The organism is Pseudarthrobacter ribosi, from assembly GCF_055412865.1.
On record NZ_JBVAYZ010000036.1, the window covers coordinates 1 to 22,615 of the forward strand.

Sequence of the window (22,615 nt, forward strand, 5' to 3'; positions counted from 1 at the left end):
TGTAGCGGTCACGATGGGCGCTGGCGGCGGGGGCGGCGGCGCGGGCGCCACGACCGGCGGCGCAGGCGCCGAGGTGGGCGTCGGCGTCGGCGTCGGCGTCGGCGTCGGTGATTCTGGTGGTGGCGCCGGCGTGGTGCCCGGCCCCGAGGGAGGCGGCGGTGTGGTGCCCGGCCCCGACGGAGGCGGCGGTGTGGTGACCGGCCCCGACGGAGGCGGCGGCGTGGTGCCCGGCTCCGAGGAGGGCGGCGGCGTGGTGCCCGGCCCCGAGGGAGGCGGCGGCGTCGTGCCCGGCTCCGAGGGAGATGGCGTGTCGGTCGGCGTCGGCGTGCCCGCCGTCGTTGTGGTCCCGCCCGGCGGCTGGCTGGGGTCGGGTGCGGGGGACGAGGAGTGCGGCGGTTCCGGCAGCGCCGCGGCGGGCACCTCCTGGGCTCCGCCAGCAACTACGGGGGTCCTGTTGCCGGACACCGGGACCGCCCAGCCAAGGGAAGTGTTGGAGGGCTTGCCGGCGTCGGGTGCGTAGCTGGCCATCTCGAGGGCGCCCAGCTGGTCCGTCTGCGCGATCGGAAGAAGGATCCAGTCGTGCGGGTTCTTGTGCGAGCCGTTCAGGATGGTCTCAAAATGCAGGTGGCAGCCGGTGGAGGATCCTGTCGTTCCCACCCGGGCGATGATCTCGCCAACCCGCACAGAATCGCCCTTCTTGACGGCGATCGCCTCAAGATGGTTGTACGTCGTGATGAGCCCGTTGCCGTGGTCGATTTCCACGCGGTTTCCGCCGCCCCACGGGTGCCAGCCGACAGCCCGCACAACGCCGGCGTCGGCAGAGTAGACACGGGTACCGCACGGCGCGGCAAAGTCCTGGCCCCAGTGAAATTCCCCGGATGAGCCGGTGATGGGGCTGGTTCGCAGCCCGAACGACGAGGACTCCCGAAGGGATTCGAGTGGCGCCATGAGGAAGCCTTCGGCGGGCCGTTTCAGTCCGGCGGACGCCACATTGAGCTGCCCGGGGACACCGTCCTTGGACGTCGTCTCCACCGTTGACCGGGTGTGGGCCACGAGTGCCAAGGCATCCGCGGTGAAAGCCGCCGACGTCTGGGCGTCAGCGGCCGGAACAGTCCGGGCACCAGCGGTGGCCGGAGTGTCCGGATCCAGTGTGCCCGGTCCCACGACGCCATAGGCCTGAGAGCGGGACGGCGCAACGGCCGCGCCGCTGCCCGACAGTCCCTGGACGCCGAACGTCAGGACCGCGAGTGAGAGGCAGAAGCCGCCGGACAGGCAGCGCGCCGCAATGATTCGCGCTCTGACTGCCTGCTCACTCGATGAGTTTCCCCAGTGTTTTCCCACGTGACTCCCGCATCCTGTTCGCCAGTCCCCAATTTGCGGACTCACGCTCTTATGGGACCACAATCGCGGGTGCCTGGGAACCGCAAAAACTACCCCTTTCTAACTACAGGTGGTGGACCAGTAGTACTCGTGATCGGGGCAAGTACTGGGCGCGACGCCTTAGCGGTGGGCGAGAATGGAGTATGCGCAACCTCCTCAGGGAATTGCAGGCCGAACTCAAGCAGACGTTCACCGGAACCCGGGACGCCGTGCCGGACTGGGTCCCGCGGCTGGCGGAAGGCGACGACCCCGGCTACCACTTGCCGGGATCCGCGGTCTGGGCCGTCCATGGGGACATGCCGACGATCGTGGCGGGTATTCGCGCCCTGCTCATGCAGGCACTCCATCCCGGGGCGCTGGCCGGCGTCCACGACCACTCCCGCTTCCGCGAGGACCCCCTGGGCCGGCTTGCCGGAACGATCCGCTGGATCTTTACGGTTTCATACGGTTCAACCGCCGCGGCCCGGGCAGCCTCCGACTGGGTGTTGCGGCTCCACGAGCCGGTGCGCGGGAACTACGAGGACGGACATGGCGTAGTCCGGAGCTACACGGCGAATGATCCTGAGCTCCTCCGCTGGGTGCACATTGCCTTCACCGATGCTTTCCTCTCGGCGCACAAGATCTGGGGCAGGCCGATTCCGGGCGGCCCCGACGCCTACGTGTGTGAGTGGGCGCAGGCCGGCGAGCTCATGGGAGTGAAGTCCCCGCCACGCAGCGAGAAGGAAATGCGCCGGCAGTTGGACCAGTGGCACGACGCCGGCGAGCTCCGTTCCGACGAGAGGGTCGCCGAAACCGTGGCGTTCATCCGCAATCCGCCGCTCCATCCGGTGCTCAGGCCAGGCTACCGGGTGCTGTTCGCGGCGGCCGTGGCAAGTCTGGAGCCCAAATACCGCGACCTGCTGGGCCTGCGGACCGCACGGCTGGGCCCCATCCCGCTCCCGGTGCGGCTGGCGACGAAGGTGACACTCGGCGTCGTCCATCTTGCCCTGGGTCGGGTGGGGCCCAGCGAACAGGCGGCCCGGTCCCGCCTGCGCAGGCTGGGCCACCAGGCCTGAGGCCGGACCGGCGCCCCGGATTCCAGCGCCGGGAACGCACGGGGGATTTCGTCGGACGCAAAAAAGCCCCGGTCCAAGGGACCGGGGCCAAGCGCGGAGAATGGGGGATTTGAACCCCCGAGGGCGTTAACCCAACACGCGTTCCAGGCGTGCGCCATAGGCCGCTAGGCGAATTCTCCAGTAGCTTTTGAATCAAAAGCAGATACTAGAATACCTGAACTTCCCGGCATCACCCAATTGGCCCCGCGGACCCCCGCCTCTCGGGGCATGCCCCGCGTTTAGCGCAGCCACTGGGCATAAGCCCAGGATGCCCACTCGGAGCCTCGAAAAATGGGCATGTCCCGCGGGATTTTCCGGGTGCGAGGAACGCGATTCGGGGCACACTCAAACGTCGGGTAAACTAGCTGACGGCCCCTCATGTGGCGTCATCCTGTTGAACTCCCCCAGGACCGGAAGGTAGCAAGGGTAAATGGGCTCTGGCGGGTGCATGAGGGGTCTTTTATGTCTGTGCCGATTGGTAGGGTTTATCTGTGACTGTTACTACCGCTCTCTACCGTCGATACCGCCCCGATTCGTTCGCGGACGTCATTGGGCAGGAACACGTCACCGAGCCGCTGATGACGGCTCTGCGGAAGAACCGCGTCAACCACGCCTACCTCTTCTCGGGTCCCCGCGGCTGCGGAAAAACCACCTCCGCGCGCATCCTCGCCCGCTGCCTGAACTGCGCCGAGGGCCCCACGGACACCCCGTGCGGCAAGTGCCCCAGCTGTGTTGAACTCGCCCGCGGCGGTTCCGGATCACTCGACGTCATAGAGATCGACGCCGCCAGCCACGGCGGCGTCGACGACGCCCGTGACCTCCGCGAACGGGCCACGTACGCCCCCGTCCGCGACCGCTACAAGATCTTCATCATCGACGAGGCCCATATGGTCACGTCCGCCGGCTTCAATGCCCTGCTCAAGATCGTCGAAGAACCGCCGGAACATATCAAGTTCATCTTCGCCACCACGGAGCCGGACAAGGTCATCGGCACCATCCGCTCCCGTACGCACCACTACCCGTTCCGGCTCGTGCCGCCGGAACCGCTCATGGCGTACCTCGAACTGCTCTGCACGCAGGAGAACGTCCCCGTGGCGCCCGGCGTGCTCTCGCTCGTCATCCGCGCCGGCGGCGGTTCGGTGCGGGACTCGCTCTCCGTCCTGGACCAGCTCATGGCCGGCGCCGGACCCAACGGCCTGAACTACGAACTCGCCGTCGCACTGCTCGGCTACACCCACGCCTCCCTGCTCGACGACGTCGTCGAGGCCGTCGCAGCCTCCGACGCCGCCACAGTGTTCCGGGCTGTGGACCGGGTCATCCAGACCGGGCATGACCCCCGCCGTTTTGTGGAGGACCTGCTCGAGCGCTTCCGCGACCTCATCATCGTCCAGGCCATGCCGGAGAGCGCCCAGTCGATCCTCCGCGGCATGCCCGCGGACCAGATCGCGCGTCTGCAGAACCAGGCCCACAACCTCGGCGCGGCCGAGCTGTCGCGCGCGGCGGACGTCACCAATACGGCCCTCACCGAAATGACCGGCGCCACGTCGCCGCGGCTCCATCTGGAGCTGCTCTGCGCCCGCATCCTGCTGCCGTCCTCCGACCAGACCGAGCGCGGCATCGCCTCCCGGATCGACAGGGTGGAACGCCGCCTGAACTACGCCGGCAACGACGTCGGGGCTCCCGCCGCGGCGCACGCCGGGCCCGCTATCCCGGCCGCAGCTACCTCGGCCCCGCTGGCTCCGGTTCCTGCAACTGCTGCTCCCGCCGCGGCCAACCGTGCGGAGCCCGGGCGGGCCCCGGCACCCCGGACGTCCGCGCCGGTGCAGCCGGCGGCCGCCGCTGCGGTACCCCCTGCCCCGATCCCTTCCAGCCCGGCCCCGCCCGCACCCGAACCCGCACCCGCGCCCGCACCCGCCCAGACTCAGCAGGCCCCCGGAGCTCCCTCAGCCGCGCGCGCCGCGGCCACCGGATCCGGGCCCGACGTCGAAGTCCTCCGCCGTGCCTGGCCGGAGATCCTGCAGACGCTGACCAAAATCAAGCGGAGCACCTGGGCCCTGGTCGAGCCGAATGCCCAGGTTGGCCACTTCGAAGACAATGTCCTGACTCTCGCCTTCACCACCTCTGGGCTGGCCGGCGCGTTCGGCCGGGCGGATCACTCCGAGAACCTGCGGCAGGCGATCCACAAGACCATCGGCATCGAATGCCAGATCAATGCAGTGGCCAGCGGAAGCAACAGCGCAGCGAGCTCTGAGCCAAACCCAAAAGCACCCGTTAGCCGGGACGTCCCGGTCACGTCCACCGACGCGGACTGGGGCCTGCCCCCGGCCGCCGCCCCGGCTCCTTCCGGGTCAGCGCAGGGCGTCCCTGCCGGGTCGGAGCCTGCGCGTGATGCGGAGCCACCTGCAACTGGTCCCGTCGCGCCGGCCGATCCGGTGCACACACCCGTCACGCGGGCCGCTCCGGTTCAGTCACCCGCTTCACCACGCATGTCCCCTTCCGCGGCGCCGACGCAGGTTCCGGCAACTGTTGCCCCCGAGGAACCGCCCTCTGCTGTCCCGGCAGCCGCGGCCGCAGGCGAACTCCCGGACGCCTCTCCGGAGGCCGCCGGATCCTACGCCAACCCCGACGATGACTGGGGCCCGCCGCGCGATGAGGACGCTCCGCCGCTGGACGAGGAACCGCCCATGGACTGGGATCCCTCGGCCCCCATCGTGGCGCCGGCCGCCCGGCCGGCCCCCGCCCAGCCGTCCGCCGCGCCCGCCCGCAAGAGGACCCCTTCGTCGGCGCGTTCCGCCGCTGCTGCCGCGGCGCCCCTGGCCGGCGCTCCGGCACCACAGTCGCCCGACACCGCCAACGACCCGTGGGCCCGTGCCGTCGAGCAGGCCCCCGGAATCTGGACGATCGGCTCAGACTCCAATGTCGGAGGCTACGCGCCCGGGGAGCCCGTGGCTCCTGAGCCGGCACCGGAGCCGGAACCGCCGCACTACGAACCAGCGGCCGCCCAGGTCCCGCACTACGCCGCAGCAGTGTCGGCTACCACTGCGTATGAACCGGTCGCGTCCTCGTCCAACGGGTGGGGAGACTCCGCGGAGTTGGTGGCGGTGGGCGCCCCCACCGTTCCAGCCTCAGCCAACGCCGCGCCGATGGCTGCGCTCACCTCAGCAAACGCCGCGCCGCCGGCCGCGCCCGCTCCACCAACCGCGTCACCGGCTGCGGTCACCGCATCCGCGGCGGCGCCACATTCGACGGGCCGGCAGAGCCTTTATCAACGGCTCTCCAACAGTCCGGAAGCCGAAGCCGGGCGCGCCAAAGCCCCGGCCCGGGCCGCGGCCGCCACGACCACCTATGTCCAGGACATCCCCAGCGCGGATGACGAAACGATCGAGGAATCGGGCGTCTTCGGACGGGCCGCCGTCGAGCGCATCCTGGGCGGAAAACTTGTTGAAGAGCGGTCACTGGACGGAAGCCCGCTTCCACCGCGTTTCTAACCGCACTGCCGGGTCCACCACCCGTCACCATCCCAAACGAACGAGGACACAGTGTACGAAGGCGCAGTTCAAGAGCTGATCGACGAGCTCGGACGCCTTCCCGGAGTCGGGCCCAAGTCCGCCCAGCGGCTCGCCTTCCACATCCTCGAGGCCGACCCGCAGGACATGAAACGGCTCGTCGACGCCATCACCAGCGTCAAGGAACGGGTCAAATTCTGCACCGTGTGCGGCAACGTCACGGAACAGGAGCTGTGCAACATCTGCCGCGACCCCCGCCGGGACCCCTCGATTATCTGCGTTGTCGAGGAATCCAAGGACGTCCTCGCGGTGGAGCGCACACGCTCCTTCCGGGGCCGCTACCACGTGCTCGGCGGGGCGATTAATCCCATTGCCGGCATCGGCCCCGAGCAACTCCGGATCCGCGAACTCCTCACCCGCCTCAACGACGGCGCCATCCAGGAAATCATCATCGCCACCGACCCCAACCTGGAGGGCGAGGCGACAGCTACCTACCTGGCGCGGATGCTCAAATCGATTGGCATCGCCGTGACCCGGCTGGCATCGGGCCTGCCAGTGGGCGGTGACCTCGAATACGCCGACGAGGTCACGCTTGGCCGCGCCTTCGAGGGCCGCCGCAACGCCCTGAGCTAGCGGCTCCGCCAAGCGCTTCGGCGGAGCCGCCGTCGCCCTTCCACCCCGGGGCGGACATGTCCAGCCTCCGCGCCCGCGGATGGACATGGTGCCAATATGCCCATCCCCCGGCCCCGGCGGAGCGCATGTCCACCAAGGGCCGGAGCACATGCCCGCCCCTGTCCCGCAACGGAGGGCATGTCCAGCGGAACGGATGCAGGACTGTCTGGCATACGGTCACAATTCAGCAACCAAGGCGTCCCGGCGATAAACTGGGGTGAGAAGTTACGCCGTCGCGCCGTTTGGTTGCTTGGCCCAGACCCGATAATCCAGTGAGGGTGCGCGCATGAGTTTGCCCACTACCGAAGTCCACCCCGGACCGCAGCCACAGGAACTGCCCGCTGCTGCCGCCACGACGAAGCACCTTGTGGTGAAGAAGTTCGGCGGTTCCTCCGTGGCGGACGCCGAGGGCATTAAGCGTGTGGCCCGACGGATCGTGGATGCCCAGAACGCCGGCGACGAAGTGGTCGTGGTTGTCTCCGCCATGGGTGACACCACCGATGAGCTGCTCGATCTCGCGGCCCAGGTCACCGACTCCGCCCCGGCCCGTGAAATGGACATGCTCCTTTCCGCCGGCGAACGCATCTCAATGGCACTGCTCGCCATGGCCATCAACAAGTTCGGCGCGTCGGCCCAGTCCTTCACCGGCTCCCAGGCCGGGATGATCACCGATGGCATCCACGGCAAGGCCCGGATCATCGAAGTCGACCCACACCGCATCCGCACCGCCCTGGACAAGGGCCACATTGCGATCGTCGCGGGATTCCAGGGCATGAGCCGCACCACGAACGAAATCACCACCATGGGCCGCGGCGGCTCGGACACGACGGCGGTGGCGCTGGCCGCCGCCCTCGACGCGGACGTGTGCGAGATCTTCACCGACGTCGACGGTATCTACACCGCCGACCCGCGCGTGGTTCCGTCCGCCCGCAAGATCGACCGGATCTCCAGCGAGGAAATGCTGGAACTGGCTGCGTCCGGCGCCAAGATCCTGCACCTGCGCTGCGTCGAGTACGCCCGCCGTTTCGGCGTGCCGCTGCATGTCCGTTCTTCATTCAGCCAAAACGAAGGCACCTGGGTCCTGCCCAGCGCCGACGACAAAATCACAACCCAAGAGGGAGTTGCCTTGGAGCAGCCAATCATCTCCGGTGTTGCACACGACCGTTCCGAAGCCAAGGTCACGGTTGTCGGAGTTCCCGATATCCCGGGCAAGGCCGCGGCGATCTTCCAGGTCATCGCCGATGCGCACTCCAACATCGACATGATCGTCCAGAACGTTTCCACCCACGGCACGGGCCGGACCGACATCTCCTTCACGCTGCCGATCGTCGAGGGCGCCGACGCCCTGGCCGCCCTGCACGCCGCGCAGGACCGGATCGGTTTCGAGAGCATCGAGTACAACGAGAAGATCGGCAAGCTGTCGCTGATCGGCGCCGGCATGCGTTCCCACCCGGGCGTCTCGGCACGGTTCTTCGCTGCGCTGTCCGAGGCCGGGATCAACATCAACATGATCTCCACCTCGGAGATCCGTATTTCGGTCGTCACGCACGCGGACCTGCTCGACGACGCCGTGCGCGTGATCCACAAGGCCTTCGACCTGGACAGCGACGATGAGGCAACGGTGCACGGCGGTACCGGCCGCTGAGCCACCCGCCGGGAACTCGGCCCGGGGAATTACATAGCGAAGGGAGCGGCAACTGCCGCTCCCTTCGCTATGCCCTCCGCAGGGCGCTGCTCAGACTTCCTCTTTCGGGAGGTCTTCCTTTCGGACAGCGTAGTGATGACCGTGCGCGTCGGTCTCCACTTCAAAACCGGCGAGCTCCGTCTCAGAAGCCGATTCATACTCGTCATGCTTGTGAATGACCGGCGCGGAGTAATCCCCCCGCGAGGCAGGGCCGAAAAGGAAGCGAGCCCATGAAGACGGGTGCAAGTGCTGCCTCAGAGCAGCCTTCTTCAGTGGAAGTGCCACAATTCCCACCCCCTCTCCCACATCCGGCCACGGGGAACGACCGTGGCTAAGTGCTGGTGCCAGTGAACCCATATTACGCCCGACGCCGGGGAAAGGCATGCCTGCCGACGCCCAGAAAGGGGTGGGGACCAGCCCGGCAAGACCACGGGGACCGGCCCGGAAAGCACAGCCGGAGGCGCAGCCCCACAGCGGCTTCGTCCTTACCGCAGCGATTTGTCCTCGGGGTTGCGCGGCACGACATAGGTGCTGCCGTCGGGGCGGTGGAGGGTCTCCCACTGCTGGGTTTCTGCTTCGCGCCGGGCCAGCAACTCACGGTTCTGCTCAGTCATCTCGTGTCCAAGGGCACTGCGGTTGGCAGGTCCGAAAATCATCCGGAGTTTGCCCATAGCACGCATGAACCTCTGCGAGGCGTTTTCCGCATTTTCCTTGGCCATCACTATCCACTCCTAAGAACCTGACGTTCTCTTCAGTGTACGCTAATGATTAGTGCACTAACTATTCGAGGAGGGCCCACGTGGCGGATGTGACGGGCGGAACCGAGGACGACCTCCTGCTGGAGCACCAGCTTTGCTTCGCGCTCACGGTGGCTTCCCGCAGCGTCGTCGGCGCCTACAAGCCGGTACTGGACAGGCTCGGACTCACCCACCCCCAGTACCTGGTAATGCTGTGTCTCTGGGAATCCAGCCCCCGCTCCGTGCGCGACATCAGCGAGGCCCTCGCCCAGGAGCCGGCAACGATTTCGCCCCTGCTGCGCCGCCTGGAAGCGGCCGGCTTCATCACGCGCCAGCGCGTGCCGGGCGACGAACGGACCCTCGCCGTGGGACTGACCCCGCAAGGCGCCGCGCTGCGGCAGCGGGCCACAGCCGTGCCCGGCACCATGATGGACCGGCTGGGCCTGACCCGTGAACAGGTCAGCCAACTGCACGCCTCCATGATGGATCTGATTGCGGCCACGAAGGCTGGTCCCAACGGACCGCCCCGGCGGTAGACTGAGCAAAACACAGGAGGACTGCTGATGCGCAAGCAACTGAGCCAGGCGGCGCTCGTTCTGATGGCGGTCGCCGGACTGGCCGCCTGCACGCCGGGCGGCGGAACCCCGTCGCCGTCGGCCACGTCCCCCGGCCCGACGGGCGGGGCAAGCCCCTCCGCGACTGACACTCCCTCGCCGGACACTGAAACGACGACGCCGGCACCCTCGCCGTCCGCCGTACCCGTGACCTCCGGTCCCGGGCAAGGCAACGCCGAACTCGCGATCATGGTCAAGCCGTCCGAGACGGCCGCACCCGCGAACTTCACCCTCGTCTGCCAGGACGGCGTCCCGGCCGCGGAGAGTCAGCATCCCGACGCTGCCGCGGCCTGCCTGGCCGTAAAGAGCAACGCGGCGCTGCTCAGCCCCGCGCCCCGGACAAAGGACCAGGCCTGCACCATGCAGTACGGCGGCCCGCAGGAGGCCCTGGTCACGGGCGTAGTGGACGGCCAGCCGGTCGAAGCGACCTTCACACTGCGCGACGGCTGCGAGATCGCGGCCTGGAATGCCGCCAAGGATGTCCTTGGCTCCACCGGCGGGGCTGTCTAAGCTGCACTGCCTCCCCCAGGAAGCCTGGCTGCAGCGCCAGGCTGCTCACCAGGCGCGCGTCCGCCGCTATGCGGACCCCTACCTGGCCCGTCGGTCCGCCGGCAGGAAGCACCCGGTCGAGGACTTCCTCTTCACCTACTACACCCAGAAACCGGGCCAGCTGCTGCGCTGGCACGCGGGTGCCGGCGTCGTGCTTTCCGGTCCCGCCGCGGCGGAGCGCACCGGTTGGAAGTACTACCGCACGCCTGACGACGGCAAACTCGCCGCCGCCGGGCTGCCGCCGGGCAGCGCGGCCGTCACGGTCGACGTCGAGGCGTTTGTCCGGGACCGGCGGGACGCTCTGCAGTTCGCCGGGATCATCCTGGCCGGGACGGCGGCGCGGCCGGCGCAGTTTGGCTGCTTCGGGCTGCACGAGTGGGCCATGGTCTACCGGCAGGACAAATTCGAGCTCCGGCACGAGTACCTCCAGCTGCGGCTGGGCTCCGAACGGACCGACGAGGTGGTGGAGGAGAACCGGATCCGCTGCTCGCACTTCGACGCCTTCCGCTTCTACACTCCGGATGCCGTGCCGCTGAACAGCCTGGCGCCGAGCCGGGAGAACCAGCGGAGCATGGAACAGCCCGGGTGCCTGCACGCCAACATGGACCTGTACAAGTGGGCCTACAAGCTCGCGCCGCTGCTGTCCAGCGAGCTGGTGATGGACTGCTTCGAACTCTCCTGGCGGATCAGGGCCATGGACATGCAAGCGTCACCCTACGATCTGGAGGCATGGGGCTATCCGGCCATCCGGATCGAAACGGCCGAAGGAAAAGCCGAGTACGTTGAACACCAGCGGACCTTTTCCAACGAATCGCAGGACCTGCGGCGCCGGCTGCTGCGGGAGCTCACGCCCTTGCTCCAGTCGGTGGGTTCCGGCCCCGGTCCCGCCCCTGAAACCACGGAAGGACAGCAATGACCGCCATCCACGAGATCGATCTCACCATCCGCCTGACCGAGGCCCCCGGCGCGCCGGAATACGTCTTCCGGCTGGAGGCCAGCGGCGGCGCCCTCGCCGACGGGTGCACCCTGCCGGATTCCGCCGCCGCCCTCGCGGCTGTCACGCAGCACGGGGACGACATTTTCTTCCCCAAGCCCGGCCCGCCGAAGCTGTGCACCCAGCAGTACGGCGGCCCCCAGGTCGCCGTGGTGACGGGCCGGTTCCTGGGCCGCGAAGTCAACAGCGAGTTCAGCCGCACCGACGGCTGCGAGATCGCCCGCTGGCGCGCCATGGCGCCGCTGCTGGGCGGGGTCGCGGGCTCCACCGGCGCGATCTGAGCCGCCACCGCTCAACGCCTGTCCCGGCCACTTCACCGGCAGCCTCACAGGAACTTAAAAGGCCGATGGCCGGCGGTGGAAACCGCCGGCCATCGGCCTTTGTTGTCAGGGTTGGACTCCGCCTAGACGGCGTTGTTCGGGCGGTCCAGCTCCGGGTTCAGGAACTTGGACAGCTCCTGCTTCACCTTCTTGCCCTTATCCTTCTTTTCCTTCTTCGTGCCGTCGTCGCCACTGGCACCGGGGCCGACATTGCTGCCCTGGTCCTCGGACGTCGGCGGAACCACGACGGCGCCGGCCGGTGTCACCAGCACGCTGACGAACGTCGGATCACTGGCCCCGACGAAGGTCACGCGTCCGATGTACGAGCCAACAGCCAGGTTCTTCCAGTTCAACGTGACCACTCCGGACTTGCCATTTGCGAGCCGCAGCGGGTTGGGCGTCAGGCTCGCGTTTCCCACATTCGGAACGAGGACCGACGCATCGACGCTGCCCTTCGTCGGCCGTCCGTTGGGACTGGCGTAGAGGTTCGCGTAAATCGTATACGTCCCGGCTTGAGGGTTGGGAAGGGATACTGACTCACTTGCCGAGGAGGTCGCCACCGTGAGCGGCCCACTGGGTGTCATTACAAACATGTCAAAGTCAGCGTTTTCGTCCGAGGAAAGGACCGAGAACTTTGCCAGCGGGCTGCCGGCCGGCACCTCGACGGTTTTGACGAAGTTCGAGGCATCCGCTTCACCCGTGAAGGGACCGGGAACGAGTTCCACGGCGGACGTGTCCGCCTTGGAGAGACCATCAAGGGTCATGCTGATCGGGGCGTTGGTGCCGGAGACCACTTTGATGTCACCGGAACCGGTGCCACCCTCCGACGTGAAGGCAACGTCCTTGGACGTGGCCACCGACTGTGGGCGGACCGCGATCGGGGACGCGACGCTCTTGTTGGCACCCTGCCAAGTCAGCGACCCCATGGCGAACTTGCCCAGTGCCGCATTCTGGTTTTCGAAGCTCACCTTGAAGGTCTTCTTCTCACCGGCCGCGCCGAAGGTCAGGATGGACGGGGAAACGGTGACCTTGATGCCCGGGACATCGGTCTTGACCCGGTAGGTGCCCGGGGTCATCGCCGTCAGTGTGCGGGTGACCTCGATCTTGCCGGTCAGATTGCCCAGTGAGAAGGACGGAACATTCATGTCGCGGGCTTTGGTCGTGCCCAGACCCGGCATCCCGAGGTCGACCCCGGTGCCCTGGATGAACTTCAGGTAGTCCTCTTCACTGGCATCGTAGACCAGGCCCGGATCCAGCACGCGGGCCGGGTCCACCTGGCCTGCGCCGGTGGCGAGGACGTCGGTGTTCTTGCTGCCGTCGGCGTTCTTGACGTCACCCGCGGTGGTCATCATCGCGGACTTGACCGTCGCCGGGGACCACTTCGGGCTCTTGCCCAATATCAGGGCGCCGAAGCCGGCCACGTGTGGGGCGGCCATGGAGGTACCGGACAAAAAGCCGAAGTTGTCCCCGCCAGTGCCGATCGGCGATACGCCGGCCAGGACTGCGACGCCGGGGGCGGCAACGTCAGGCTTCAGTAGGTCGGATCCGGTTGCCAGCAGCGGGCCGCGGGAAGAGAATCCCGCGATCTGCGGCTGGGCTTCTAGCGGCAGGCCGGTGGTGTCCTTGTTGACCAGGGACACGGTAATGGCCGGGTTGGCCGCGACTTTGGCCTTGATGGTCTCAGTGGCCGGCGGGTTCACGTGCACGGTGGGGATGGAGTGCTTGTCGGTGTCCAGCGAGGAGGCGGTGAGGTTCACCAGGATCATGCCAACGCCGCCGCCACGCTTGACTTCGTCGCTCTTGGCGACGCGATCAAAGACACCGCGGTCACAGACCACGACCTTACCGGCGACCTTGGCGGGGTCCAGTGTGCCCGGACCGCAGAGGGCCGCGTTGGCGTTTCCGGCTGTTACGGCCGCGTTGGCTGCCAGCACGACGCCGGCACCCGTGACCTCGCGGCTCATGATGCTGGCACCGCGGAACTTGCTGCCGTCGGCGAACTCGACGGTGCCTTGGAGCTCCTGGGAGAAGCTGCTGGCGGCGACGGTGGTGACCCACGGTGCGCCGTGGTTGACGGTGCTCGCGGTCGGGCCGGAGTTTCCGGCAGAGGCGGCGACGAAGATGCCTGCGGAGGCTGCGGACAGGAACGCCATGGAGACCGGATCCGTCGTGGTGGTGGTGGAGCCGGAGATCGAGTAGTTCAGGACGTCGACGCCGTCGTAGATGGCCTGGTCGATCGCGGCAACCGAGGAGGAGCTGTAGCAGCCGCCGGTGCTGGCGTCGGTGTCTTCCCAGCAGACCTTGTAGACGGAGAGCTTCGCCGCGGGGGCGATGCCGCTCGTCAGTCCGAAACTGCGGCCGTCGACAAAGGTCTCGACGTTGGGGTTACCCACGGCCGTGCTGCCGGTGTGGGTGCCGTGGCTGTCGACGTCGACCGGCGACAGCTGCTCCTGCGGTGCGCGGTTGCCCGGCGGGACGTAGCTCAGGAAATCCTCGGCGAAGTAATGGGCGCTGAGGACCTTGGAATTGCAGGCCGAACCGTCGAAGCTCGCGCCGGTGCCGGTGCCTTTCTGGCACTCCCCGATGAAGGTGTCTCCGTCGGACTTGAGCATGGCAATCTTGCCGTCGTCGGTGCGGTACGGCACGCCAACAACCGGATCGCCGACCAGCGGATTGACCTGCTCGCCGGCAAAGAAGGGGCTGGAGGGGGTATAGCCGGTGTCGATGACGCCGACAACGACGCCCTTGCCCGCCGCGTCCTGGCCGCCGAACTTCGTGTTCCAGGTGCCGTTGGGGCCGCTGAGTTTCAGGAAGTCGGTGCTGGAGTAGTCCGGGGCATTTTCGGTGTCGGGGGCAACAACCAGGACGCCGGGGTCCTTGGCCAGCTTGATGGCCTGATCCGCCGTCAGGCTCGCGCTGAAGCCGTTGATGGCCGCGGTGAACTGCCGTTTGACCTGGACGTTCTGCTGGCCTGCCACCTCGGCCTGCTTCTTTTCGAGGTGCGCCTCGTACTGCTTGACTTCGGTCTTGTCGGTGTCGAGCTTCTTGCCCGGTGCCGGCTTGGTTGACGCGAGTCCGGGCGTCCCGCCGTCGTAGGTCGCTGCAGGTTTCTCAGCCAAGACCACGATGTAGCGGCCGTCCTTGAAGCTGCTGGGATCCAGATTCTTCTGTGCGACCTGCGCAACGGTGGATCCCGGTGCCGCGGTGGCGGGCGCGATCGCGACTGTTGACAAGAGAACCGGCAAGCCCAGTGTCAGTGCCACGGCCCTCCGGAGTCCCCCGCTTCGAAGGAAGCTCTTTCCTGGTGATTTCACGTGTGGTTGAACCTTTCATAAGGAACGGTCCCGGCGTTGCTGCCGGGTCAAGGACTGGCAGGACGGAAAGAGCTGAGACTCTCACGGCCCCGACGGATACCAGACGATTCATACAGTACAGACTGAGAGCCAGATATGACATAGCCCACAAAGGGGAAATCAAAATTTGTCAATCAGTGCGACAAGACCAGGCGGACCGGCGGCGCCGGAGGGACGCGGACGGCCCTGCCGGGTCGGCTGATCCGGGACGTATCCGGGCGACGGCCCGCTACTGGCGCGGGGTTCTGACCACTTCGCTGATCCACGCGCGGGTCTTGTCATCCAGCGGCCCGGCCTTATTGCTTTCCCGGGCTTTGCGGTCCGCTTTGATCTTCTGCAGCACCATCCGGCCCAGGCCGGCGAAAACGGCGGCAACAACGACGGGCAGGAGCACGGATTTCGATTTCTCAGACATGCGCACATCCTACTGACCGCGCACCGGGGTGACCAGAGATCGGCGCTGGCCACGCCGCGCCACCGTGCCTTTGCCCCGGGGTGTCCCCCGCGCGATGTCCGGGCAGCCGGGCGGGGCATCGTTCACACCCCGGCCACGAATGCGGCCGGACGCGCCGCGCCCGGTAGAATGGGCATGCAAGCTCGCGGAGCGCCCTTTCACGTTGTCCTCACCACACAGCGGACCGGCGTGAGACGGCATAACTCCGCTGCGCCCTTACCCAATGCTCACGCACAGGAGTTGCCGGATGCCCCGGATCGTTGTCGACGTCATGCCCAAGCCCGAGATTCTCGACCCGCAGGGGAAGGCCATCGTGGGTGCACTCCCCCGTCTGGGCTTCACCGCGTTTAGCGCTGTCCGCCAGGGCAAGCGCTTTGAACTCACGGTCGACGGCGAGGTGACGGAGGAGATCCTGGCCCAGGCCCGGAACGCCGCCGAGACCCTGCTGTCCAACCCGGTCATCGAGGACGTCGTCAACGTCGAGGTCGTCGAGGCCTGAGATGACTGAACTCCCCCTGATTGGCGAGGCGGTCGCCGTCGCCGCTCCCGGTGCCCGCCAGCTCGCCGGTGCGAAGATCGGCGTCGTCACCTTCCCCGGCACCCTGGACGACCGCGACGCCGTCCGCGCGGTCCGCCTGGCCGGCGCCACCGCCGTGTCCCTCTGGCACGCCGACACCACCCTCGGCGACGTCGACGCCGTCGTGATTCCCGGCGGTTTCTCCTACGGCGATTACCTGCGCGCCGGCGCCATCTCACGGTTCGCGCCGCTCATGGCCAGGATCATCGACGCCGCCAACTCGGACGCCAGGCTGCCCGTCCTGGGCATCTGCAACGGCTTCCAGATCCTCACCGAGTCGCACCTGCTGCCCGGCTCGATGATCAAAAACGACGGCCTGTTGTTCATGTGCCGCGACCAGATCCTGCGTGTGGAGAACAACACCACCGACTGGACCCGGGACTACGCCGTCGGCCAGGACATCACTGTGCCGCTGAAGAACCAGGACGGCCAGTACATCGCCGACGAGAAGACCCTCGATGCCCTGGAGGCCGAGGGCCGGGTCGTGTTCCGCTACGTCGGCTTCAACCCGAACGGCTCCCGCCGCGACATCGCCGGCATCTCCAACGCCGCGGGCAACGTGGTGGGCCTCATGCCGCACCCGGAGCACGCCGTCGAGGAGGGTTTCGGCCCCGAAGACGGCTCCGGCACCGAAGGCCTCGGCTTCTTCACCTCTGTACTGAACAAGATCGTGGGAGACAACAAATGACGGAGACGTCGACTGGCCGGACGGCCGGCACCGCCACCGAGACCAAGAAGTTCAACATCGACACCGTCGAGAACGCGGCCAAGACCCCGGACGTCGAACTCCCCTGGGCCGAACTCGGCCTGAAGCAGAACGAGTTCGACGAGGTCGTCAAGGTCCTGGGCCGCCGCCCGACCGGCGCCGAACTCGCCATGTACTCCGTGATGTGGAGCGAGCACTGCTCCTACAAGTCCTCGAAGAACCACCTGCGCCAGTTCGGCGAAAAGGTCACCGACGAGATGAAAAAGGACATGCTGGTGGGTATCGGCGAAAACGCCGGTGTCACCAACCTGGGCGACGGCTGGGCCGTGACGTTCAAGATCGAGTCCCACAATTCGCCGTCATTCGTGGAGCCGTACCAGGGCGCCGCGACCGGCATCGGCGGCATTGTCCGCGACATCATCTCGATGGGCGCCCGCCCGGTGGCTGTCATGGACCCGCTGCGTTTCGGCGCCATTGACCACCCGGACACGGCCCGCGTCGTGCACGGCGCCGTGGCCGGCATCGGCGGCTACGGGAACTCCCTGGGCCTGCCGAACATCGGCGGCGAAATGGTCTTCGACTCCGTGTACCAGGGCAACCCGCTGGTCAACGCCCTCGCCGTCGGCGTCATGCGGCACGAGGACATCCGCCTCGCCAATGCCTCCGGCAAGGGCAACAAGGTGGTGCTCTTCGGCGCCCGCACCGGCGGCGACGGCATCGGCGGCGCCTCCGTGCTGGCCTCGGAGTCCTTCGACGACACCAAGCCGTCCAAGCGCCCCGCTGTGCAGGTCGGCGACCCCTTCGCCGAGAAGGTCCTGATCGAGTGCTGCCTCGAGCTGTTCAAGGGCTCCCTGGTGGACGGCATCCAGGACCTCGGCGCCGCCGGCATTTCCTGCGCCACGTCCGAGCTCGCCTCCAACGGCGACGGCGGCATGGAAGTCGAGCTGACCTCCGTCCTGCTCCGCGATCCGACCCTGACCCCGGGCGAAATCCTGATGTCCGAGTCGCAGGAACGCATGATGGCCGTGGTCACGCCGGAGAACGTCGCCGCGTTTGAAGCGGTCATGGACAAGTGGGCAGTGGAGTACTCCTGGCTCGGCGAGGTGACGGATACCGGCCGCCTCATCATCACGTGGGAAGGCGACGTGATCGTCGACGTCGACCCGCGCACAGTGGCCCACGACGGTCCGGTCTACGACCGCCCGTACGCCCGCCCCGAATGGCAGGACGCCGTGCAGGCCGATGCCTTCACCGGGTCCGTGCAGGATGCCGGCCGCCCGTCCGCCCCCGCGGCACTGGCCGCCGCCGTCACCGAACTCGTCGCCTCACCGAACATGTGCGACAAGTCCTGGATCACCAACCAGTACGACCGCTACGTCGGCGGCAACACCGCCATGGCGTTCCCGGACGACGCCGGCGTGGTCCGGGTGGACGAGGAAACCGGCCTGGGCGTGGCCCTGGCCACCGACGCCAACGGCCGCTACACCTACCTCGATCCGTACCACGGCGCGCAGCTGGCGCTGGCCGAGGCGTACCGCAACGTCGCCACCTCCGGCGCCGTGCCGATGGCGGTCAGCGACTGCCTGAACTTCGGCTCCCCCGAGGACCCCGACGTGATGTGGCAGCTGGCCGAAGCCATCCGCGGCCTGTCGGACGCCTGCATGGTGCTGGGCATCCCGGTCACCGGCGGCAACGTCTCGCTCTACAACCAGACCGGCACCACCCCCATCCACCCCTCCCCCGTGGTCGCCGTGCTCGGCAAGTTTGACGACGTCGCCCGCCGCACGCCGTCGGGCTGGAAGGAAGACGGCCAGGCCATCTACCTGCTCGGCACGACGGCGGCGGAACTGGACGGCTCGGAATGGTCCAACATGCGCGGACACCTCGGCGGCCTGCCGCCGAAGGTTGACCTCGCCGCCGAGCGCGCCCTGGGCGAGATCCTGATCAACGCCTCCCGCGACGGCATGGTGGACTCCGCTCACGACCTCTCCGAAGGCGGCCTCGCGGCGGCCCTCGTGGAGTCCTCGCTGCGCTACGGCGTGGGGGCCCGGGTGGCGCTCCAGGATGTCCTGGACCGCGACGGCGTGGACCTGTTCACGGCGTTGTTCTCCGAGACCCAGGGCCGCGCCCTCGTGGCCGTGCCCCGCTCCGAGGAGATCCGCTTCACGGACATGTGCACCGCCCGCGGCTTCCCGCATCTGCGGATCGGCGTCGTGGACGCTGAGGGCGGCACGCTGGAGATCACCGGCGTCGAGACCATGAACCTCGAATCCCTCCGCGAGGCCCACGAGGCCACCCTGCCGAAGTACTTCGGCTAAGGCCCTCCGCCCCACCGGCTGTCGCCACCACCATCGACTGCTCCGTAACTGCCCTTTTGAACCCTCAGAACGGCGGTTTCGGAGCAGTCGATGTGGTTTAACGGCCCGGACGCCAGCCAGCCTGGACCAGCGCGGCCCGGACCTTAGCCACGGCAGCTTTGGCGTCATTGTGCATATGCCGGTAGGAGATCCGGACCTCGCTCCAGCCGAGGGCCGTGTACCGTTCGGAGCGGGCGATGTCCCGGACAATCTGTCCCTCTTCACCGTGTTGCTCGCCCTCGTACTCGATGCCGATCCTGTATTTCCGATAGGACAAGTCGGGTTCGTGGTGCCGCGTCCCTCCATCGTCGACGATCGGCACGTTCAGTTCCGGTTCCGGAAGACCGCCCCGGACAATGGCCAGTCGCAGCAGCGATTCCTGCGGCGAATCCGAGCCCACTCGTATGAGTTTGATGGCCTCCCGCGCCTTGCGGATTCCACGCTTTCCCCTGTGGCGGTCAATCATCCGCTGCAGATCGTCCAGGCTGCATAACGGCATGTCCCTGCCCTCGAACTCGGGCCGGGGGACGCGGACGCAGCTGTCGCCGGCCGCTACAAGTTCGTCCACGGTCAGCGTTTCGGCGAGATCCAGCCAGGTTCGCTCCGGTGTGGTGAGGGGAATCCCGTCCAGGAGCGTGATCTCGTCGTCGTAGAGCTTCATCCGGTGAACGATGACATGTGGACGGTTGAGATGGGCTGCACCCTCGGGCCTGATCACGTGATACATCGGCGGTCCCTCCTTTTGACGCCGCGCCGGAAGCGAACCAAGCTCCGCCGCGGTGAGGTGCGACGCGGCGCATCGCTCATTGACCTCAATGAATGGCCGCACTCTCACGCTCAACGGAATCCCCGGCGTCGGGCCCTGGGAACGAATCCCCTTCCCCAGCGCCGCGAGCGACCGGTGGCGGAGCCGCTTGGGCGACACCCCGGCCTTAGCGGCTTCCACAACAGTGAAGGGGCGGCCATGGAAATCGTCCGGCAGCGGGCGTGCGGTTTTCATGGCTTCATGAGACCAGAACCGCGGGAACGCCGCAGAAGTTATCCACACCACCCAATCCGCTGCTCCATAGGTGCCGTTATGACGCCTGATAAGGGCGCCTACGGAGCAATCGATGGTTTTAGTCGTCGCTGCGGAGCTCGCGCTGGCGGGCGCTGAGCAGTTCCAGTTCCGGCCGTGCCGCGACGAAGCGTTCGACGGCGGCCAGCACCTCGACGAGGTGCGCCCGGTCCGCCGCGACCAGCCCGACGCCGATCACCGTGCGGCGGTACTGGTCGTGCAGTCCGGCCTCGGTCACGGAGACGTCGAAGCGGCGCTTGAGTTCGGCGAGCACCGGGCGCACCACGGAGCGCTTCTCCTTCAGGCTGTGGACGTCGCCGAGGAGGACGTCGAATTCAATCCAGCCGATCCACATGCAATTCTCCTAGCGAGTGCTCCGTAACTGCCGTTTTGGGGTGTCAAAAGGGCAGTTACGGAGCAGTCGATGCGGGTTAGATGGTGAGCTCGCCCATCCGGTCCCAGCCGTCGCCGTCGAGCTGGCGGCTGATGATCCGCGGTGTCTCGGCCAGCGCCTGGGGCATGTCCGCCATGGCCTGCTGGAAGTGTGCGCTGTTGACGTGGTCGCCGGCGGCGTCGTCCTGGAATGCCTCGACCAGGACGAATTCGTTGGGGTCCTCCACGCTGCGTGACCAGTCGAACCACAGGTTGCCGGGTTCCTGGCGCGTGGCCCGGGTGAAGTCCCCGACCAGGTCCAGCCACTTATCGGACCAGTCCGGCTTGACCTTGAATTTGACGACAATGAAGATCACAGGGCTATGCCTTTCGTTGCGGGTGGGCTGTCAGTCCATTCTTTCACCGGGAACAACGAGGGCTGGTGCCGCGGCCGTCCCGGACGCGGCGGGGAGGGATTGCTGGCACTCGGCGATCGCCTCCCGGGCCCACTCCTGCTGCCGGGGTGTCCCGACGCGTTCAGCCCACTGCTCGGCCAGCTGGAACTCCACCAGCGCTTCGGTGAAGCGCCCGGCGGCGTGGAGGGTCCGGCCCAGGTTGTTGTGCAGTGAGACCATCCAGCGTTTCGTCCGCGGATCGTGAACCGTGGAGGCGTACTCGAGGGCGCTGCGCGTCCAGGACTCGGCGTGGGCGGAGTCCGCGATCGCCAGCATGTGCAGCGCATCCACGGCCAGGAATTCCTCGCTCAGGTGGTCCGCGAGTTCGGCAGCCTGCTCGAACAGGGGCACGGCCATCGCGGCGTGGCCGCTCGAATTCAGCAGCCGGCCGCGTTCCAGGAGGACACGCACTGCCACGGTCGGTTCGTCGGCGTCGACGGCGTCCAGCAGGGCATCGGCTTCCTCGTAGCGGCTCTGCAGACCGATGGCCCGACCGAGCTGGGTGGCGAGTTCGGCCTGTTCGTCGGCATCGTACGCCGCGTCTGCCGCAGCGGTCCGGAAACGGGCTTCGGATCCGGCGGGGTCGTCGAAGTTCCACAGTTGGTCAAGGGTCTTCTGTTCCAGCATGTACGTTCTCCTGATCAGCTTTCACCTGCGGCGAGTTGACGTGCCCCTTCAATGTATCGGGAAGTGATGTGCCGTTGCGCCGCCCGGGCCACGAAGCCGCCGGCTGTGTAGAACCAGTTGGAGTGCCTGCTGAACGCGGTGATGATCAGGAAGACCCGCCCCGCTGCGTCGATCTCCACTTCAAACGCCTCCTCGCCCCGCGCCGGATGGCCCGGGAGAGTGCCGTACGCGAACCCGGCACGTTGCGGCCCTCCGCTGGTCGCCGGCCGGTGCACCCACACCACCTCGCACGGCGCGTTGATCCGGAAGGGTCCGACGCCGAATCCGCTCACCACCCGCGCCCCGGGGACCACGTCGCCGGAGTCGGTCCGCACCCGCAACCCGGACCGTTTCTGCAGCTCCCAGGCCAGGATGCCCTGCGCCACCCGCCGATAGGCCTCCTGCCCCTCGCCGAGGGAGGTCCGGGACACCAGGCAGGGGAAGCCGTCCGGAGCCAGACCATGCTCGGTGGAGCCGACACCCGGATAGTTCAGCGCGCCCCGCGCGATGCGGCCGGCGCGGGGGTCACGCATCATGCCCCTTCACCCCTGGCAAGCCCGGCCCAGCCCAGCTGCTCCCGCAGCTTCCGGCTGAACGATGCCACGACAAGGTCGTAGGAATCCTCTACCATGTCCCGGATCATGTCATCGGGTAGCGCCCCGTCCAGCCGGACGCCGTTCCAGTGGGTTTTGTTCATGTGCCAGGCGCCGGTGATTTCCGGGTGGATGGCGCGCAGCTGTTCGGCCAGGGCCGGCTCGCATTTGAGGCTCACGGACCAGTCCGCCGGGTCCATGGCGGACAACGCGAACATTTTGGCGTCCTGCCGCGTTCCGCCGGATACGCCCGCCCGCACCTTGAAGACGGAGAATTCCGGGCCGAACGGAAAGTCCTCGTAGGCGCCCGGGAAGCTCAAGCAAATCTCGCGGAGGGTGGCAACGTCCATGGCACGAGCCTATCCGGCGGCGCGTCCGCCCGCAGCCCGCCCCGCAGCGCCCCACGGCGGCTGCGCGGGCTCCCACGGCGGCCCCACGGCGGCTGCGCGGGCTCCACGGCGGGCTGCGGCCTACC

General features: G+C 67.5%; 22 protein-coding genes, 1 tRNA gene and 1 other RNA gene. 12 read left to right on the forward strand and 12 right to left on the reverse strand.

Features of this window, described 5'->3' with window-relative positions:
- The coding region (locus ACZYZ5_RS20745) for a M23 family metallopeptidase (protein ID WP_463904255.1) at positions 1–1,341 on the reverse strand (1,341 nt) is incomplete at its 3' end.
- Positions 1,342–1,523: 182 nt separating this feature from the next.
- Between ACZYZ5_RS20745 and ACZYZ5_RS20750 the strand changes: the two genes are divergently transcribed.
- Complete coding sequence (locus ACZYZ5_RS20750; RefSeq protein ID WP_463904256.1) at positions 1,524–2,435, forward strand: oxygenase MpaB family protein; 912 nt, start codon at positions 1,524–1,526, stop codon at positions 2,433–2,435.
- A gap of 94 nt (positions 2,436–2,529) precedes the next feature.
- Here ACZYZ5_RS20750 and ACZYZ5_RS20755 read toward each other — a convergent pair.
- Positions 2,530–2,614, reverse strand: a tRNA-Ser gene (locus tag ACZYZ5_RS20755).
- Positions 2,615–2,841: 227 nt separating this feature from the next.
- Here ACZYZ5_RS20755 and ffs point away from each other — a divergent pair.
- From ffs to ACZYZ5_RS20775, 4 genes are all read left to right on the forward strand, one after another.
- Positions 2,842–2,938, forward strand: an RNA gene (ffs, locus tag ACZYZ5_RS20760) — signal recognition particle sRNA small type.
- 27 nt (positions 2,939–2,965) lie between these two features.
- Positions 2,966–5,962, forward strand: a complete 2,997-nt coding sequence (locus tag ACZYZ5_RS20765) for a DNA polymerase III subunit gamma and tau (RefSeq protein WP_463904257.1) — start codon at positions 2,966–2,968, stop codon at positions 5,960–5,962.
- A 51-nt stretch (positions 5,963–6,013) separates the two neighbouring features.
- On the forward strand, positions 6,014–6,613 hold the full coding sequence (recR, locus tag ACZYZ5_RS20770) for a recombination mediator RecR (protein ID WP_307461921.1): 600 nt from the start codon (positions 6,014–6,016) through the stop codon (positions 6,611–6,613).
- 325 nt (positions 6,614–6,938) lie between these two features.
- Positions 6,939–8,297, forward strand: a complete 1,359-nt coding sequence (locus tag ACZYZ5_RS20775; RefSeq protein ID WP_463904258.1) for an aspartate kinase — start codon at positions 6,939–6,941, stop codon at positions 8,295–8,297.
- A 90-nt stretch (positions 8,298–8,387) separates the two neighbouring features.
- On the opposite strand, the gene ACZYZ5_RS20780 is transcribed toward ACZYZ5_RS20775, so the two are convergent.
- Positions 8,388–8,594, reverse strand: coding sequence for a hypothetical protein (locus ACZYZ5_RS20780; protein WP_463904273.1), 207 nt, complete (start codon positions 8,592–8,594; stop codon positions 8,388–8,390).
- Between the two features lie 227 nt (positions 8,595–8,821).
- The gene (locus tag ACZYZ5_RS20785) at positions 8,822–9,055 is read right to left on the reverse strand and encodes a hypothetical protein (protein ID WP_463904274.1); all 234 of its coding nucleotides are present in this window, start codon (positions 9,053–9,055) and stop codon (positions 8,822–8,824) included.
- Between the two features lie 80 nt (positions 9,056–9,135).
- On the opposite strand from ACZYZ5_RS20785, the gene ACZYZ5_RS20790 reads away from it, so the two are divergent.
- From ACZYZ5_RS20790 to ACZYZ5_RS20805, 4 genes are read left to right on the forward strand one after another with little or no spacing between them, the layout of a single operon-like run.
- Complete coding sequence (locus ACZYZ5_RS20790) at positions 9,136–9,609, forward strand: MarR family winged helix-turn-helix transcriptional regulator (RefSeq protein ID WP_463904259.1); 474 nt, start codon at positions 9,136–9,138, stop codon at positions 9,607–9,609.
- 27 nt (positions 9,610–9,636) lie between these two features.
- Positions 9,637–10,197, forward strand: a complete 561-nt coding sequence (locus ACZYZ5_RS20795) for an SSI family serine proteinase inhibitor (protein WP_463904260.1) — start codon at positions 9,637–9,639, stop codon at positions 10,195–10,197.
- Positions 10,166–11,152: a 3-methyladenine DNA glycosylase gene (locus ACZYZ5_RS20800; RefSeq protein ID WP_463904261.1), complete on the forward strand. Its 987-nt coding sequence runs from the start codon at positions 10,166–10,168 to the stop codon at positions 11,150–11,152. The genes ACZYZ5_RS20795 and ACZYZ5_RS20800 overlap by 32 nt, the downstream gene beginning before the upstream one ends.
- Complete coding sequence (locus ACZYZ5_RS20805; RefSeq protein ID WP_463904262.1) at positions 11,149–11,511, forward strand: serine protease inhibitor; 363 nt, start codon at positions 11,149–11,151, stop codon at positions 11,509–11,511. Before ACZYZ5_RS20800 ends, ACZYZ5_RS20805 begins: the two co-directional genes overlap by 4 nt.
- A gap of 122 nt (positions 11,512–11,633) precedes the next feature.
- Here the strand turns inward: ACZYZ5_RS20805 and ACZYZ5_RS20810 are convergent, their stop codons facing one another.
- Together ACZYZ5_RS20810 and ACZYZ5_RS20815 are read right to left on the reverse strand one after the other, a co-directional pair.
- A complete protein-coding gene (locus ACZYZ5_RS20810; protein ID WP_463904263.1) occupies positions 11,634–14,813 on the reverse strand; it encodes a S8 family serine peptidase in 3,180 nt (1,059 codons plus the stop codon).
- A gap of 319 nt (positions 14,814–15,132) precedes the next feature.
- Positions 15,133–15,318, reverse strand: a complete 186-nt coding sequence (locus ACZYZ5_RS20815) for a hypothetical protein (RefSeq protein WP_463904264.1) — start codon at positions 15,316–15,318, stop codon at positions 15,133–15,135.
- 286 nt (positions 15,319–15,604) lie between these two features.
- On the opposite strand from ACZYZ5_RS20815, the gene purS reads away from it, so the two are divergent.
- From purS to purL, 3 genes are read left to right on the forward strand one after another with little or no spacing between them, the layout of a single operon-like run.
- Entirely contained in the window at positions 15,605–15,856 is a 252-nt protein-coding gene (gene purS / locus ACZYZ5_RS20820; RefSeq protein WP_056427643.1) for a phosphoribosylformylglycinamidine synthase subunit PurS, read from the forward strand.
- 1 nt (position 15,857) lies between these two features.
- Complete coding sequence (gene purQ, locus ACZYZ5_RS20825; RefSeq protein ID WP_463904265.1) at positions 15,858–16,622, forward strand: phosphoribosylformylglycinamidine synthase subunit PurQ; 765 nt, start codon at positions 15,858–15,860, stop codon at positions 16,620–16,622.
- Positions 16,619–18,958 (forward strand): phosphoribosylformylglycinamidine synthase subunit PurL, encoded by a 2,340-nt coding sequence (purL, locus tag ACZYZ5_RS20830; RefSeq protein ID WP_463904266.1) that lies wholly within the window; start codon positions 16,619–16,621, stop codon positions 18,956–18,958. The genes purQ and purL overlap by 4 nt, the downstream gene beginning before the upstream one ends.
- A gap of 97 nt (positions 18,959–19,055) precedes the next feature.
- On the opposite strand, the gene ACZYZ5_RS20835 is transcribed toward purL, so the two are convergent.
- The 6 genes from ACZYZ5_RS20835 to ACZYZ5_RS20860 form a co-directional block, all read right to left on the reverse strand.
- Positions 19,056–19,724 carry a putative endonuclease domain-containing protein gene (locus ACZYZ5_RS20835; RefSeq protein WP_463904267.1) on the reverse strand — a complete coding sequence of 223 codons (669 nt, stop codon included), beginning with the start codon at positions 19,722–19,724 and terminating at the stop codon, positions 19,056–19,058.
- 391 nt (positions 19,725–20,115) lie between these two features.
- Complete coding sequence (locus ACZYZ5_RS20840) at positions 20,116–20,409, reverse strand: DUF503 domain-containing protein (RefSeq protein ID WP_463904268.1); 294 nt, start codon at positions 20,407–20,409, stop codon at positions 20,116–20,118.
- Between the two features lie 76 nt (positions 20,410–20,485).
- Positions 20,486–20,803, reverse strand: a complete 318-nt coding sequence (locus ACZYZ5_RS20845) for a putative quinol monooxygenase (RefSeq protein WP_463904269.1) — start codon at positions 20,801–20,803, stop codon at positions 20,486–20,488.
- Between the two features lie 30 nt (positions 20,804–20,833).
- Positions 20,834–21,508 (reverse strand): tetratricopeptide repeat protein, encoded by a 675-nt coding sequence (locus tag ACZYZ5_RS20850; RefSeq protein WP_463904270.1) that lies wholly within the window; start codon positions 21,506–21,508, stop codon positions 20,834–20,836.
- A 14-nt stretch (positions 21,509–21,522) separates the two neighbouring features.
- Positions 21,523–22,083, reverse strand: a complete 561-nt coding sequence (locus ACZYZ5_RS20855; RefSeq protein ID WP_463904271.1) for a DUF1990 domain-containing protein — start codon at positions 22,081–22,083, stop codon at positions 21,523–21,525.
- Entirely contained in the window at positions 22,080–22,490 is a 411-nt protein-coding gene (locus ACZYZ5_RS20860) for an MmcQ/YjbR family DNA-binding protein (RefSeq protein WP_463904272.1), read from the reverse strand. Before ACZYZ5_RS20860 ends, ACZYZ5_RS20855 begins: the two co-directional genes overlap by 4 nt.
- Between the last annotated feature and the right edge of the window lie 125 nt (positions 22,491–22,615).

Excerpts from the sequence above, each read along its gene's own strand:
- ACZYZ5_RS20750 (WP_463904256.1), top strand. The coding sequence starts at position 1,524 with ATGCGCAACCTCCTCAGGGAATTGCAGGCCGAACTCAAGCAGACGTTC.
- ACZYZ5_RS20775 (WP_463904258.1), top strand. The coding sequence starts at position 6,939 with ATGAGTTTGCCCACTACCGAAGTCCACCCCGGACCGCAGCCACAGGAA.
- ACZYZ5_RS20785 (WP_463904274.1), bottom strand. The coding sequence starts at position 9,055 with ATGGCCAAGGAAAATGCGGAAAACGCCTCGCAGAGGTTCATGCGTGCT.
- ACZYZ5_RS20795 (WP_463904260.1), top strand. The coding sequence starts at position 9,637 with ATGCGCAAGCAACTGAGCCAGGCGGCGCTCGTTCTGATGGCGGTCGCC.
- ACZYZ5_RS20800 (WP_463904261.1), top strand. The coding sequence starts at position 10,166 with ATGTCCTTGGCTCCACCGGCGGGGCTGTCTAAGCTGCACTGCCTCCCC.
- ACZYZ5_RS20805 (WP_463904262.1), top strand. The coding sequence starts at position 11,149 with ATGACCGCCATCCACGAGATCGATCTCACCATCCGCCTGACCGAGGCC.
- ACZYZ5_RS20815 (WP_463904264.1), bottom strand. The coding sequence starts at position 15,318 with ATGTCTGAGAAATCGAAATCCGTGCTCCTGCCCGTCGTTGTTGCCGCC.
- purS (WP_056427643.1), top strand. The coding sequence starts at position 15,605 with ATGCCCCGGATCGTTGTCGACGTCATGCCCAAGCCCGAGATTCTCGAC.
- purQ (WP_463904265.1), top strand. The coding sequence starts at position 15,858 with ATGACTGAACTCCCCCTGATTGGCGAGGCGGTCGCCGTCGCCGCTCCC.
- purL (WP_463904266.1), top strand. The coding sequence starts at position 16,619 with ATGACGGAGACGTCGACTGGCCGGACGGCCGGCACCGCCACCGAGACC.
- ACZYZ5_RS20835 (WP_463904267.1), bottom strand. The coding sequence starts at position 19,724 with ATGTATCACGTGATCAGGCCCGAGGGTGCAGCCCATCTCAACCGTCCA.
- ACZYZ5_RS20840 (WP_463904268.1), bottom strand. The coding sequence starts at position 20,409 with ATGTGGATCGGCTGGATTGAATTCGACGTCCTCCTCGGCGACGTCCAC.
- ACZYZ5_RS20850 (WP_463904270.1), bottom strand. The coding sequence starts at position 21,508 with ATGCTGGAACAGAAGACCCTTGACCAACTGTGGAACTTCGACGACCCC.
- ACZYZ5_RS20855 (WP_463904271.1), bottom strand. The coding sequence starts at position 22,083 with ATGATGCGTGACCCCCGCGCCGGCCGCATCGCGCGGGGCGCGCTGAAC.
- ACZYZ5_RS20860 (WP_463904272.1), bottom strand. The coding sequence starts at position 22,490 with ATGGACGTTGCCACCCTCCGCGAGATTTGCTTGAGCTTCCCGGGCGCC.